Source organism: Actinomyces procaprae (genome assembly GCF_004798665.1).
GTDB lineage: Bacteria > Actinomycetota > Actinomycetes > Actinomycetales > Actinomycetaceae > Actinomyces > Actinomyces procaprae.
Map to the genome: position 1 here is coordinate 2,079,154 of NZ_CP039292.1, position 13,909 is coordinate 2,093,062.

At 67.5% G+C, this 13,909-nt stretch carries 10 protein-coding genes and 2 pseudogenes; 1 reads left to right on the plus strand and 11 read right to left on the minus strand.

What is annotated here, in order from left to right:
• Positions 1 to 509: 509 nt before the first annotated feature.
• Entirely contained in the window at positions 510 to 2,087 is a 1,578-nt protein-coding gene (locus E4J16_RS08385) for an IS1634 family transposase (protein ID WP_136313749.1), read from the minus strand.
• Between the two features lie 108 nt (positions 2,088 to 2,195).
• Here E4J16_RS08385 and E4J16_RS08390 point away from each other — a divergent pair.
• Positions 2,196 to 2,396 (plus strand): annotated as a pseudogene (locus E4J16_RS08390) (RNA-binding S4 domain-containing protein); the annotation flags it as partial.
• Between the two features lie 835 nt (positions 2,397 to 3,231).
• On the opposite strand, the gene dnaE reads toward E4J16_RS08390, so the two are convergent.
• From dnaE to ftsZ, 10 genes and pseudogenes are all read right to left on the minus strand, one after another.
• Positions 3,232 to 6,846 carry a DNA polymerase III subunit alpha gene (gene dnaE, locus E4J16_RS08395; RefSeq protein ID WP_240038081.1) on the minus strand — a complete coding sequence of 1,205 codons (3,615 nt, stop codon included), beginning with the start codon at positions 6,844 to 6,846 and terminating at the stop codon, positions 3,232 to 3,234.
• 322 nt (positions 6,847 to 7,168) lie between these two features.
• Entirely contained in the window at positions 7,169 to 7,804 is a 636-nt protein-coding gene (locus E4J16_RS08400) for a GNAT family N-acetyltransferase (RefSeq protein ID WP_240038082.1), read from the minus strand.
• Between the two features lie 163 nt (positions 7,805 to 7,967).
• The gene (locus E4J16_RS08405) at positions 7,968 to 8,888 is read right to left on the minus strand and encodes an RluA family pseudouridine synthase (protein ID WP_136313751.1); all 921 of its coding nucleotides are present in this window, start codon (positions 8,886 to 8,888) and stop codon (positions 7,968 to 7,970) included.
• Positions 8,885 to 9,490, minus strand: a complete 606-nt coding sequence (lspA, locus tag E4J16_RS08410; RefSeq protein ID WP_136313752.1) for a signal peptidase II — start codon at positions 9,488 to 9,490, stop codon at positions 8,885 to 8,887. Before lspA ends, E4J16_RS08405 begins: the two co-directional genes overlap by 4 nt.
• A gap of 156 nt (positions 9,491 to 9,646) precedes the next feature.
• Entirely contained in the window at positions 9,647 to 10,246 is a 600-nt protein-coding gene (locus tag E4J16_RS08415; RefSeq protein WP_136192226.1) for a DivIVA domain-containing protein, read from the minus strand.
• 131 nt (positions 10,247 to 10,377) lie between these two features.
• Positions 10,378 to 10,578 (minus strand): annotated as a pseudogene (locus tag E4J16_RS08420) (DivIVA domain-containing protein); the annotation flags it as partial.
• Between the two features lie 207 nt (positions 10,579 to 10,785).
• A complete protein-coding gene (locus E4J16_RS08425) occupies positions 10,786 to 11,073 on the minus strand; it encodes a YggT family protein (RefSeq protein ID WP_136192228.1) in 288 nt (95 codons plus the stop codon).
• Positions 11,074 to 11,087: 14 nt separating this feature from the next.
• Complete coding sequence (locus tag E4J16_RS08430; RefSeq protein ID WP_136192229.1) at positions 11,088 to 11,561, minus strand: cell division protein SepF; 474 nt, start codon at positions 11,559 to 11,561, stop codon at positions 11,088 to 11,090.
• Positions 11,562 to 11,782: 221 nt separating this feature from the next.
• Complete coding sequence (locus tag E4J16_RS08435) at positions 11,783 to 12,517, minus strand: purine nucleoside phosphorylase YfiH/LACC1 family protein (RefSeq protein WP_136313753.1); 735 nt, start codon at positions 12,515 to 12,517, stop codon at positions 11,783 to 11,785.
• Between the two features lie 92 nt (positions 12,518 to 12,609).
• Positions 12,610 to 13,845, minus strand: coding sequence for a cell division protein FtsZ (ftsZ, locus tag E4J16_RS08440; protein ID WP_136192230.1), 1,236 nt, complete (start codon positions 13,843 to 13,845; stop codon positions 12,610 to 12,612).
• Between the last annotated feature and the right edge of the window lie 64 nt (positions 13,846 to 13,909).

Genomic DNA, 13,909 nt, shown 5'->3' on the forward strand with positions numbered 1-13,909 from the left:
TGGTGTATGGCAAGTAGCCGCACACCTGGGTGCAAGAGGTCGCAGTAGGGCAGTAGCCCGCACCGGGCGACACGACCGTGTGATCTCACCGGCGTCCACAGGGAGCACTCACGACACCCCACGGGCGTTCCATCAACAGCCCACCGAACCCACTGCTCGCGACCGCCGCAGGCCAGGTCCGGTTATGTGAGCGCTTGGGTGTCTGTGTGCGTGGCCCTCCAGCCTGCCAGTTGGACCCCTGTCCCCCCGATGGACCGCCGTAGCCGCCGGTTACAGCGGTCCAACGGGGCGTGAGCGGTCCAACGAGGCGTGAGAGGTCCAACCAGGGCAGCGCAATACCCGCCCGCTCCCTTCGACTGCTGGCAACCAGGCCCCCAACACCGCGGGAACGCCGTGTGGAGTGCTGGGTAGACAGCCGTCATGTCGATTACCGACCTTGGGGTGCGATTCACGACCACCCCGGGGTCGTAAACCGCGCCCCGGGGTCGTAAACCCTGAGTCGTGCCAGTTTAGTGCCCTGCGGCGTTCAGGTTGTTGAGGATTTGCTGTGCGGTCTGGGTGGTCTGGGGCTGGGCGATGATGTGGTGGCCGTTGATGGTGATGGTGACTTCCTGGAGCGGCCGCAGTTCGCGGACGAGCCGCTTGATGCTCACACCGGTGGCTTGTTGTAGGTGGCGGGCGACGGCCAGGGATGCCATCACCACGGTCAGGTGGGCCTGGATGGCGTCGTGGGTGTGGTGGAAGACGGGCCTGGCCCGCAGGTCGTGCTTGCTCATGCGGAATGACTGCTCCACGTGCCACAGCTCGTGGTAGGAGGCGATCACCTCACTGGCGGGCATCACGGTGGCGGGGATATTGCTGACGTAGCCCTTGAGCCCCGCCAAGCGGCGTGCTCTGGCTAGAGCCTTCTCATCCAGGACCTGGTCGCCCTTGCGGGTGGTGACGAAGCGGATTCCCTTGGGGCGCCGCTCCCCGGCGACCACCGCCCGCGCCCGGTTCTCCTGCGCGGTCAGGGTCTTGTTGTCCCTGGCGAACCGCCTGGCGCTGTAAGCCCAGATCGCCCGCCACGAGCCCGGGAACCCCGCTGCGCTCCAGACGGGCTCATCGCGGACGTTCTGGTCGCGTTCCCGGTCGGTGGAGCCTTTACGTGGGGTGATGGTGTCGATCACCTGCCCGTCGGTGAACGCGTCCCCGCGCCAGGCGAAGTGGGCGTCCAGGTCCGCCGGCGCCTTGGTCATGCGGGACCCGACGATGAACCCCAACCCGGCCTGATCGAGTGCTTCGAGGTTGGCCGCGGAGAGCATGCCGGCGTCAGCCACCACGACCAGGTGCTCAATCCCGGATGCCTTCCGGAACTCCTCGACCATGGGGATCAGCGTGCTGGTCTCGGCCTTGCTGCCCTCCCAGCAGCCGACACGTAGTGGGAAGCCCTTCCGGTCCACCAGCAGCCCCACGATGACCTGCGGGTCCACCCTGCGTTCCTTGGAGTAACCCACCCGCCGCAGGTCGTCCTCCTTCTCCGCCTCGAAGTACAGGGTCGTCACGTCATACAAACACAAAGACAGGTCGCCGCGGCCGGTGACGTGGGACAGGCAAGCGTCCGCAATCCGCTCTCGCCACTGGCGGCCCGCGCAGCGGGCCAGCGAGCGGAACAGTGTCCTCCTGGAGGCCGGCTGGACACCCAGCCCGGAGATCACCCGGGGCACCTGCTCCTTACTGGTGGGCTCGACCAGACGGGCCAGCACCATCTGCCTGAACCCCTCATCCCCACCCACCGCTTCATCCAGCCCCAGGACCTCATACGCCCCCGACAGGACATCCCACAGCAGAGCCGACCGCTTGGACTCAACCACCGCCGGAGCCACCACCCGGGCAGAATCAGCGACCAAGGACTCAAGATCAAGAGCCCTCTGGCCCGACCCGGCGGTGATCTTCTCCCGCCCAGCCTGAACCAGGGCCGCCAGCTCCGCCTCATCGTGGGCCGAGCCCAGGTGCTCCACAACCCGGCGCACACCGTGCTCCTTAGCCACGATCTGCACAGCCGTAGCCCCCGACGCGGTACGCACCTTACGAACATACGGGCTCACACACCATCACTCTACCGCCACCGGATTAGTGCCCCACGACCACCAACCCAACCACACCACACCAACGAAAAACCCCGATCATGACGCACCGTCACCAAAAGTGGCACGAGTCAGGAGCTCGGGCAGTTCCTCAAGCTCGCGGGCCTGGTGGAGGACGGAGCCGACGCCCGCATCGCCATCCAGTCCGGCGACGTCACGGTTAACGGCGAGGTCGAGACCCGGCGCGGGCACCGCCTGGCCGACGGCGACGTCGTCGTCGTGGACCTGCCGACGGGTGCGGCCGGCGCCGTAGTGACCGAGGCGCCCTGAGCCGCCCGCCCCATAACCCGCCTGCGTACGGCATCTGGTATGAGCTTTTGCACCCTGGTGTATGGCAAGTAGCCGCACACCTGGGTGCAAGAGGTCGCAGTAGGGCAGTAGCCCGCACCGGGCGACACGACCGTGTGATCTCACCGGCGTCCACAGGGAGCACTCACGACACCCCACGGGCGTTCCATCAACAGCCCACCGAACCCACTGCTCGCGACCGCCGCAGGCCAGGTCCGGTTATGTGAGCGCTTGGGTGTCTGTGTGCGTGGCCCTCCAGCCTGCCAGTTGGACCCCTGTCCCCCCGATGGACCGCCGTAGCCGCCGGTTACAGCGGTCCAACGGGGCGTGAGCGGTCCAACGAGGCGTGAGAGGTCCAACCAGGGCAGCGCAATACCCGCCCGCTCCCTTCGACTGCTGGCAACCAGGCCCCCAACACCGCGGGAACGCCGTGTGGAGTGCTGGGTAGACAGCCGTCATGTCGATTACCGACCTTGGGGTGCGATTCACGACCACCCCGGGGTCGTAAACCGCGCCCCGGGGTCGTAAACCAGCGCTTGCCAGCGCTTCGCGCTTGAGGGCGCGGCCGCCCGGGGCAACCAGGCGACAGGCCTCCCGCGAGCGCGGGCGGGGTAGGCCTCCCTCGGGCGCGGGAAGCTGCGCGCGGGCCAACCAGAACACGCCCCAGCCACACCCCCAAGAAGGAAGAGCCCGCAAAGACTCGAATTAGGGCGCAAAGAGTCGCAGCAGGCCGCCGTCACGCCCAGGGCACGCGGTACCGGGGCCCCGGCACGCCGACGCCGTCGTGACCGCGGCGCCCTGAGCCGCCCTCCGGCAGTCAGCGCTTCAGGCAGCCGGGCCCCAACAGCGCCTTGATGTCGGAATAGAAGGCCGCCGAGGCCTCGACGCGCAGGGAATTGTCCAGTTGCGTGCGCACCTCCCGGCCGGGACTGGTCAGCGTCAGCCGGACAGTGGACATACCGGGGTGCTTCTCCAGCACCGTCTTGAACTGCTCCACCAGCGGGCCGGTGCAGCGGTTGGTAGGCAGCGTGATCGTGACCGCCTCATGCGAGGCGCTGGAGACATCCGGCACCGTCATCTCCTGCACGTACAGCGCGACCTGGCCGTCACGGCGGTTCAGTCGACCCCGCAGAGTCACCACCGTGTCCGGAGCCAGCATGGTGGAGACCGTCTGGTAGGTGGAGGGGAAGAACAACGCCTCAATGCCGCCGCCCAGGTCCTCGATCTGGGCGATCGCCCAAAGGTTGCCCTGCTTGGTGGTCTTGCGGGACAACGAGGTGATCAGGCCGGCGATCGTCACCATGGCGCCGTCGGGCCGGTCGTCGTCCTCAATGAGGTCGGAGATCTCGGTATCGGCAAGCTTGGCCAGCGCGCTCTCCAGGCCGAGCAGCGGATGATCGGAGACATACAGCCCGAGCATGTCGCGCTCGTATGCCAGTTTCTCCTTCTTGTCCCACTCGGGCAGATCGGGAACCTCCGAGGAGAACACCGGTCCGGAGCCGAAGCCGGCAGCGGCGTCGGCGGCCCCATCCCCCATGATGGAGGCGAACAGGTCGAACTGGCCGGCGGCCTCGTTGCGCTTGACACCGATGATCTCATCGACGAAGTCCTCGTGGCAGGCCTGCAGAGCACGCCGAGACTTGCCGAGGCTGTCGAAGGCACCGGCCTTGATCAGGGAGTCGATGGTGCGCTTATTGCATACGACCGCTGGGACCTTGTCGAGGAAGTCCTCGAAGCTGGTGAAGTCCCCCTTCTGCTCGCGGGCCTGCACGATGGCGTCAACCACATTCGCGCCGACGTTCCGGATGGCCCCCAGGCCGAAGCGGATATCGTCACCGACAGCGGAGAACTGGGACCGGGATGCGTTGACGTCCGGCGCCAGCACCTTGATACCCATGTGGCGGCACTCGCCCAGGTACACGCCCAGCTTGTCCTTGTTGTCCTTCTGCGAGGTCAGCAGGGCCGCCATATACTCGGTGGGATAGTGTGCCTTGAGGAAGGCGGTCCAATAGGACACCACGCCGTAGGCGGCGGAGTGCGCCTTGTTGAAGGCGTACTTGGCGAAGGGGACCACCACGTCCCACAGGGCCTTGACGGACTCCTTTGAGAATCCCCGCTCCACCATGCCGGCCTCGAATTCGACGAACATCTTCTCCAGGATGTCCATCTTCTTCTTACCCATGGCCTTGCGCAGTGCGTCGGCCTTGCCCATGGAGAATCCCGCCAGGTCGGTCGCGATCTTCATGACCTGTTCCTGGTAGACGATCAGACCGTAGGTCGTCCCCAGAATCGGCTCCAGGGCCTCCTTGAGCTCGGGGTGGATGGGGATGATCTCCTGCAGGCCGTTCTTGCGCAGGGCGTAGTTGGTGTGGGACTCCGCACCCATGGGGCCCGGCCGGTACAGGGCGCCGACGGCGGAGATGTCCTCGAAGTTGTCCGGCTTCATCAGGCGCAGCAGAGTGCGCATGCCGCCGCCGTCCAGCTGGAAGACGCCCAGGGTGTCTCCACGGGCCAGCAGCTCATAGGTGGCGCGGTCATCCAGCTCAATGTGGTCGATGTCCAGCGGCTCCTTGCCGTTGGCGACGATGTTGTCCAGGGCGTCGGAGATGACCGTGAGGTTGCGCAGCCCCAGGAAGTCCATCTTCAGCAGACCCAGGTGCTCACAAGTCGGGTAGTCGAACTGGGTGATGAAGGCGCCGTCCTGCAGCCGCTGCATCATGGGGATGATGTCGGTCAGGGTGTGGCTGGACATGATCACGGCGCAGGCGTGCACGCCCCACTGGCGGGTCATGCCCTCAAGTCCGCCGGCCAGTTCGACGATCTTCTGCGCGTCCGGATCCTCAGCATGCAGGTCCCGGAACTGCTGTGCCTCCCCGTAGCGCGGATCATCGGGGTTGAACATGCCCTTGATGGTGATGTCCTTGCCCATGATGGTCGGCGGCATGGCCTTCGTGAGCCGATCACCAACGGCGTACGGATAGCCCATGACCCTGGAGGAGTCCTTCAGCGCCTGCTTGGCCTTGATAACGCCGTAGGTGACCACCTGGCTGACACGGTCAGAGCCGTACTTCTGCTTGACGTACTCGATGACCTCGTCGCGCCGACGCTCGTCGAAGTCGACATCGATATCCGGCATGGAGATGCGCTCGGGGTTGAGGAAGCGCTCGAAGATCAGCCCGTGATTGAGCGGGTTCAGCTCGGTGATGCCCATGGCGTAGGCGACCATGGAGCCGGCGCCGGAGCCACGGCCCGGTCCGACGCGGATGCCCTGACGCTTGGCCCAGTTAATGTAGTCGGCCACCACCAGGAAGTAGCCGGGGAAGCCCATCTGCACGATGACGCTAATCTCGTACTCGGCCTGCTTGCGGCACTCCTCGGGGATATTGCCGTGGAAGCGCCGGTCCATGCCCTTCCAGCACTCACTTATGAACCAGGACTCCATGGTCTCCCCCTCGGGCACGGGGAAGACCGGCATGAAGGAGGCGCCCTCGTCAACGGTCTGGAAGTTGACATTGCACTGCTCGGCCACCAGCAGCGTGTTGTCGCAGGCCTCAGGCATCTCCTTGAACAGGGCGCGCATCTCGCGGCCGGGGCGCAGGTAGTAGGTGTCGCCGTCGAACTTGAAGCGGTCGGGGTCGGAAAGCACGGATCCGGAGTTGATGCACAGCATCGCGTCCTGGATGGTGCGGTCCTCCGGACGCACGTAGTGAGAGTCGTTGGTGGCCAGCAGCGGCGCATCGATCGCCTTGGCCAGGCGCAGCAGGTCCTTGGTAACGCGCCGCTCGATCTCCAGCCCGTGGTCCATGAGCTCTACGTAGAAGTAGTCCTTGCCGAAGATGTCCTGCAACTCGCCGGCAGTGCGCAGCGCCTCGTCCCACTGGCCCAGGCGCAGACGGGTCTGCACCTCACTGGAGGGGCACCCGGTGGAGGAGATCAGGCCCTTGGCATAGCGGGAGATGAGCTCACGGTCCATGCGTGGGGCCTTGCCCCACTGCCCCTCCAGGGAGGCGTAGGAGTCCAGGCGCATCAAGTTGTGCAGGCCCTCGTCATTGTGGGACAGCAGAGTCATGTGGGTGTAAGAGCCGCGGGCCGAGACGTCGTCTGCGCGCTGGGACTCGTCCCCCCAGAACACCCGGGTCTTGTCGAAGCGGGAGGTGCCCGGCGTCAGGTAGGCCTCCACCCCGATGATGGGCTTGATGCCGGCCTGCTTGGCGGCCGCGTAGAACTCGTAGGCGCCGAACATGTAGCCGTGATCAGTGATCGCCAGGGCGCGCTGGCCGAGCCGCTTGGCCTCGGCGACGTAGTCCTTGATCTTGCCGGCGCCGTCGAGCATGGAGTAGTCGGTGTGCACGTGCAGGTGGACGAAGTCGTCGTAGGGCTCCTTGCCGTCCGCCTGGTCACCTGTCATCCGTGCCGCGCTCGCCTCTACCATGCGGCACATCCTAGCGTTCACTCCACGGGTGTGCCGCCCGCCCCCATCACACCGCTACGGCTACGACGACGAGTCACGCGACAACCGGAAACATCACCTGAATCGGTCGCGGCAACACGTGTGCAAGGAGCCGAATGGGCGCGTCCGGCTCAGTCGCGCAGTTCCATCCCCACCAGGACTGCATCCACTCCAGGGACGTTGAGGTCGAGCAACGGCAGGCTGTATTGCGCAGTCGACTGCGAAACCACTGATGTCGCCGGGCCGCGAGCCGCTGGCCTTCCCTGTGACGTTCCCCGTCGTCGGCGGCCAGAGGCGGCCCGGGTCAACTTCGGCGTGTGAGCGTGCGGGCCATGTCCTGATGCCAGATGCCTGCATCCAGGTAGCGCTCGCCCGTGAGCACCCGGTAGCCGCAGCGCTGATAGAAGCCCATGGCCTGTTCCTGCGCCGACAGCACCACGGTGACGGCGGCAGGCCCCGCTCCGGCCGCGCCGTCTGGCGGCACTCCTGAACCGGCCTGAGACTCGCCGTAAGCCGCTGGCGAAGCCGCGACGGCGGCGTGGTCGAGGGCGGCCTGCTCGACAGCGGCCACCATCCGCGCGCCCAGGCCGGTGCCGCGGGCCGCTCGCCGCACGGCCAATCGCCCCAGATGCACCTGACCGGGATGAGCGGAGTCGATCAGCAGCCGGGCGGCCGCCAGCGGGACGCCGTCAGCACCGGCGGCGAGTACGTGGATCGTGGTCGCCTCGAAGTCGCGGGCGTCGATCTCCTGGGCCAGGGGTACACCCTGCTCACCTACGAATACCTCAAGGCGCACGTCCGCCAGGCCGCTGCGCAACGAGTCCACGGCGGGATCGGCGTCGTCGCCCCGCGCGGTGAAGAAGCGTATCGGCTCGACGACGGCGAGCAGCGGCTCAATGCGCAGCGGCGGGTGCCCAATCGGGCGGGGGTCGTGGGGCACGGCTCACCTCCGGGGTGCGGGTACGGGCAGCGTACTTCCCCGCGTGGCCCCTGCGACCGACCTCGGCACGTAACAACGACCGACCTCGGTACGTAACAACTACCGACCTCGGTACGTAACAACTACCGACCTCGGTACGTAACAACTACCGATCTCGGCGAGGTCAGGGCAGGCGCAGGAAGTCCAGGGCGTGGGTCAGGTCCTCCGGGTAGTCGCTGTGGAAGGTCAGCCGCCGGCCGGTGATGGGGTGGGCAACAGTCAGCTCCCTGGCGTGCAGCCACTGGCGGTTCAGTCCGCTCTGGGCGGTCAGTGCGGGGTCAGCCCCGTAAGTCGTGTCTCCCACGCAGGGGTGGCCCACGGCCGCCATGTGTACCCGGATCTGGTGGGTGCGGCCGGTCTCCAGGTGTACCTCGACGAGGCTGGCTCGCGGCATGGCCTCGATCACGTCGTAATGGGTGACGGACTCGCGGCCGCCATCGACCACCGCCATCCTCCACTCGCGGCCGGGATGACGGCCGATGGGGGCGTCGATCGTGCCCGACGACGGGTCCAGGTGGCCCTGCACCAGGGCGTGGTAGACCTTGTCCACCGTGTGCTCGCGGAAGGCGCGCTTGAGCACCGAGTAGGCACGCTCCCCCTTGGCGACGATCATGACGCCGGAGGTGCCCACGTCCAGCCGCGACACGATCCCCTGACGCTCGGCGGCTCCGGAGGTCGCCACGCGTACCTGCATGGCCCGCAGGGCGCCGAGCACGTCCGGCCCCTCCCAGCCGACTGAGGGGTGCGCGGCCACGCCGGCCGGCTTGTCCACAACCACGATGTCATCGTCCTCGTACAGGATCCCCAGGCCCGCGACCGGTGTCGGCGCGGGCTGGACGGGCCGCGGGTCGGGAAGATCCGCCTCGATCATGCCGCCCGCCTCCAGGCGCTGCGACTTATCGGCCAAGGCGCCGTCGACACGGATCCTGCCTGCGGCGCACAGCCCCTCCACCTTGGAACGGGACAGACCGGTCATGCGGGCGAGTGCGGCGTCGACGCGCTGTCCGACGAGCCCATCCGGTACCGGAAGCAGGCGCACACTCATGCTTCGCTCTCCGAGTGGCGGCCACGGCTCTCGCCGACGCGTGTGCCATCAATCTCCCAACCACGCAGGGACAGCACCATGATGACAGCCGCGGCCGCAACTATCGCGATGTCGGCCACGTTGCCGACGAACCAGCCGCCGTAGTCGATGAAGTCGACTACGTGCCCGCGCAGTACGCCGGGAGCCCGCACCAGCCGATCGATGAGGTTACCCACCGCACCTCCCAGCACGAGTCCGAGGGCAACCGCCCACCAACTCGAGCCCAGGCGCCTCGAGACACGGACCACCACGACCGTGACCGCAATGGCGATGAGGGCGAATATCCACGTCTGGCCCGTGGCGAAGGAGAAGGCGGCGCCGGGGTTGCGCACCAGCACCAGTGACAGCCAGTCGCCCAGCAGGTGCAGGCGCCGCCCATCGGAAAGCGTCGCCACCGCCCAAGCCTTGGTCGCCTGGTCGACTACTACCACCACCAACGCCAGAAGCCATAGCACCGCCAGACGGCGTCCGGGGCGCTGACCTGAAGCCGCCGCCGAGGACTCATCGGTCGCTTCGCCCGGATCAGGCGGTGTCTGCGTGACGGGTTCAATGAGGTCGTTCATATTCCTTCACGGTTGGCTCGCAAGCGGTGCAGGTTCCGGGCCGACGCCGAACACACGGGTCGGGGGCGGCGCCCGGGTAGGTGCGCCGCCCCCGACCGGCGGGTGGTCGCCCGACGGCGGACCGGCGTTGCGCGCCTGTCCTCCGTCAGAACGCCGTCACAGGTTCGGCGTGGCAGACTCGTTGCCGTCCTCGACAGTGGTGAGGAGGTTCTGCAGGTAGCTCTTGAGGCGGGTGCGGTAGTCGGACTCGAAGCGCCGCAGCTCGTCGATCTTGTGCTCCAGGCCGGAGCGCTCCTTCTCAAGCTGAGCCAGGGTGCGGTTGCGCTGGTCCTCAGCCTCACGGACAACCTGCTCGCCGGTGGCGCGCGCCTCGGCGATGATGCGCTCACCCTCGGCCTTACCGTTGGCGACGTGCTCGTCGTGCAGGCGCTGGGCCAGCTCGAGCATGCCGGAGGCGGCGGCCGGCCCCTGCGACTCGTCTGCAGGCTTGGCGGGGGCCTGCTTGGCAACGGGCTCCACCACGGTGGTCTCCTGCGCCACGACCGGAGCGGCCTGAGCGCCCTCGCCCAGTTCCGCCACCCGCGCGTTGGCGGCCTCGAGCTTCGCCTTCAGATCGGCGTTCTCGGCCTCGAGCTGGCGCATCGCCTCGACGACCTCGTCAAGGAACTCGTCGACCTCGTCCTGCTCGTATCCCTCGCGGAACTTGGTTGCCTGGAACTTCTTGTTGAGCACGTCGTCTGCGGTTAGCAGGGTCATAGTCGTCACCTCGGTGTCGTTACGATAGATGCCACGAGCACCGGATGACCGGCGACTCATGATGACAGATTACCTGAACTCCAGGTTCAGGCCACATTCGGAGGCGCATGTCACGCATTTGGCGTCGCACCCCCGAGTCCCTTCAGACGGGCGTTCGCCGCCTCGAGCCGGGCCACACGGGCATTCACCGACTCCAGCTTCGCCTCGAGGCCGCGCATGGACTCGATGACCTCATCGAGGAACTCTTCCACCATGCGCTGTTCATATCCCTCGCGGAACCTGGTGGTTCGGAACCTCTTATTGAGGACGTCGTCTGCGGTCAACAGAGCCATGATGATCACCTCGGCGTCGTCGGTGGATGCTGGTCGTTCGGGCAGGATTACCTGGAGCGAGGCCAGGCCGCCTCCGTAGGGGCAGTTCGCGCGCTCAACTCCACGAGCAGCTCAGCGCGACAAACCGTGCTACACGCTACCACCACGCCGCCCGATGCGTCGCGACTTCACCATGAAGTTGTCCCGCGGCCCATCAGCTCGGCAGGGTCATACCAGCAGCAGGAGCAGGCGCTGGATGATGATGATGCCGAACCACAGGACCAGGAAACTGAGGTCGATCCCGACCGCGCCCATGCGCACCAGCGGCATGAAGCGGCGTATCTGCCGCAGCGGCGGATCCGTTAAGCCGTACACGACGTTGGCCAGCACGAGCACAACGCCAGTGGGACGCCAGCTACGGGCGAACAGCTGGATCCAGTCCAGCACCACCCTCACCAGCAGGATCAGGACGTACAGGTTGAGCAGGCTCCGCAGAATCGAGACGAGCGCCAGCACCGCGGCCCCTCAGCTCAGCTCTGGTTGAAGAAGCGGCCGTGGGAGTCCTCGGAGCCCTCGCCGTCATCGATCGCAACCGAGGTAGGGGTCAGCAGGAACACCCGGGGCGTCACCCGCTCGATTGCGCCGTGCAGGCCGAACACTAGTCCGGCGGCGAAGTCGACCATGCGGCGGGCGTCGGACTCGCTCATGTTGGTGAGGTTGACGATCACGGGGACACCATCACGGAAGGACTCCCCGATCACGCGCGCCTCGTTGTAGGTCGAGGGGTGGACCGTGACGATCCGGCGCAGGTCCGGGGTGTCGACCGGCGCGGGGGCCTCCTCGAAGGGGGCCTCGTATACGTTGCCCACCGGCTCGCGGTCCGCGTAGTCGTCCACGATGTCCTGGGTGAAGTCGGTGTGGACAGCCTCGGGTGCGTCGCCGAATTCGTCGTCGGCGGGCTCGGAGTAACCGAGGAAGTTAGTCATCTTGCGCAGGGCGCTCATGGGGTGCTCCTTGTCCGTCCGGTCACTGCGATCCGGACGTGGTTGACGGTATCGGGCAGGAACGGCCGGACGCCTGATTCACTGCGGCGTGTCATCGAATATCGGCACCTCAGGAGTGGTCACAGTATTGTTCACAGTACGGGTCGCGCAAGCGCTTGCAGCATTGGTTCACGCCTTGATCGTGGCGCCCGCCGCCGCCCCGCCCCAGCCCTGCGTACCGGTCAGGGAGCGGCCGGCAGGACGACGCCGGCCTGCCGGCCGGTGGTCCCGTCGCGGCGATAGGAGTACAGGTCGTCGTGCTCGTAGGTGCATCGGTGAGCAGCGACGATGCGCCCGACTCCGGCGCGCTCCAGCTGCGCGGTTGCGCCGGCCGCAAGGTCGATCCCCGGAGTGCCCCACCGGGTGACGACGGCGCAGGCGGGCTCGACGGCGGCCGCGGCGTCACGCAGGTCCTCGGGGACCTCGTAGCAGGCCCCGCAGATAGCGGGGCCGATGGCGGCGCGCACCCCGTCCAGCGGCACGCCCTGGGCGTCCATAGCCGTCAGCACCGCCGGAATGATGCCGTCCAGCAGGCCGCGCCGACCGGCGTGCACAGCGGCCACGACCCGACCGTCGCCGCTGGCCAGCAGCACCGGGAGGCAGTCGGCGACGAGTACTGCGGCGGCCGCCGGAGCCGTGTCGGCTCCGCTCGGAGCCACCGCGTTGCGGGTGTCCAGCAGCAGTGCGTCCGCGGTAGGTGCCGCGCCTACCTGCGCGGCGGCGATGCGGGTGGAGTGGACCTGGTTCATCCAGGCGATGCCCGCCCGGGCGCGGCCGGTGGCGGATCCGGCCGCGCCCGGGGCGATACCGAGTACTTCGGCGAGGCGCCTGCGATGAGCGGCGACCCGTGCGGAGTCGTCACCGACGTGAAGGGCGAGGTTGAAGCCCCGGTAGGGGCCGCCCTCCGCTTCGGTCATCCCGGGCGTGGTGCGCGTGGTGAAGAAGCCGCGTGCACCGGCTCCCAGGTCTACAGCTGTAAGCCCACCCGGGCTCTCTTCGCGCACCGCGGTCAGCGCAGGAAGTCGGGCAGGTCGAGATCGTCCTTCTCCGCGTCGACGCCGATCACACGCGGGACGGCCAGCTCCGGCTCCGGCTCGGGCAGCGACTCGTCGACGTAGGTCGGCACCTCTGCCGTCGCCGGCGCGACGACCGTCGGCACGGGCCGCGTCACCGGGTTCTCGGCGGCGTGGGCTCCGCGGGGCGGAGCGGCGGGGGGCTGGGTACGGGCCGAGTTGGCGGAGGCGGCGGCCCGTGCCAGCCCCGCACTGCCGGCCTCGGCGGCGGTTGAGGCCGCGGGCGAGTCCTCGTCGAAGCCGGCGGCGATGACCGTGACGCGCACCTCATCACCGAGCGCACCGTCGACCACGTTGCCGAAGATGATGTTCGCCTCGGGGTGGACGGCCTCGCGCACCAGGTTGGCCGCCTCGGAGATCTCGAAGAGCCCCAGGTCGGACCCGCCCTGGAAGAAGAGCAGCACCCCGTGGGCGCCGTCGATGGAGGACTCCAGCAGAGGCGAGGCGATGGCCTGCTCGGTGGCGGTGAGCGCCCGGTCCTCGCCCGTGGCGGAGCCGATACCCATCAGGGCGCTGCCGGCATCCTGCATGACGGACTTGACGTCGTTGAAGTCGACGTTGATCAGGCCGGGGGTGGTGATCAGCTCCGTGATGCCCTGAACGCCCTGCAGCAACACCTGGTCCGCCTGCTTGAAGGCGTCGACGACGCTGATGTTGCGGTCCGCGATCTGCAGCAGGCGGTCGTTGGGGATGACGATGAGGGTGTCCACCTCGGCGCGCAGGTTGGCAACGCCGTCCTCGGCCTGGTTGGCGCGACGCCGTCCCTCGAAGGCGAAGGGACGGGTGACTACGCCGATGGTCAGCGCTCCCAGGGAGCGCGCCACCTTGGCCACGATAGGGGCGGCGCCGGTGCCGGTGCCGCCGCCCTCACCTGCGGTGACGAACACCATGTCGGCGCCCTCCAGGGCCTCCTGGATGTCGTCCTCGTGGTCCTCGGCGGCCTTGCGACCGATGCTCGGGTCCGCGCCGGCGCCGAGGCCCCGGGTCAGGTTGCGGCCGACGTCGAGCTTGGTGTCGGCGTCGGACATGAGCAGTGCCTGCGCATCGGTGTTCACGGCGATGAACTCCACGCCGCGCAGGCCGGCCTCGATCATGCGGTTGACGGCGTTGACGCCGCCGCCGCCGACGCCCACCACCTTGATGACTGCTTGATAGTGCTGCGATTCCGCCACTGTCTGCCTCCGCTTTTGGTGCCAAGCCCCGAAGGACTCCCCTCAACCTTCAACCTGAAGTCGA

What these genes read in the sequence shown, in the direction of transcription:
- dnaE (WP_240038081.1), bottom strand. Translation starts at nt 6,846, where the DNA reads ATGGTAGAGGCGAGCGCGGCACGGATGACAGGTGACCAGGCGGACGGC.
- E4J16_RS08405 (WP_136313751.1), bottom strand. Translation starts at nt 8,888, where the DNA reads ATGAGTGTGCGCCTGCTTCCGGTACCGGATGGGCTCGTCGGACAGCGC.
- E4J16_RS08435 (WP_136313753.1), bottom strand. Translation starts at nt 12,517, where the DNA reads ATGACCGAAGCGGAGGGCGGCCCCTACCGGGGCTTCAACCTCGCCCTT.
- E4J16_RS08415 (WP_136192226.1), bottom strand. Translation starts at nt 10,246, where the DNA reads ATGACCCTGCTAACCGCAGACGACGTGCTCAACAAGAAGTTCCAGGCA.
- E4J16_RS08430 (WP_136192229.1), bottom strand. Translation starts at nt 11,561, where the DNA reads ATGAGCGCCCTGCGCAAGATGACTAACTTCCTCGGTTACTCCGAGCCC.
- lspA (WP_136313752.1), bottom strand. Translation starts at nt 9,490, where the DNA reads ATGAACGACCTCATTGAACCCGTCACGCAGACACCGCCTGATCCGGGC.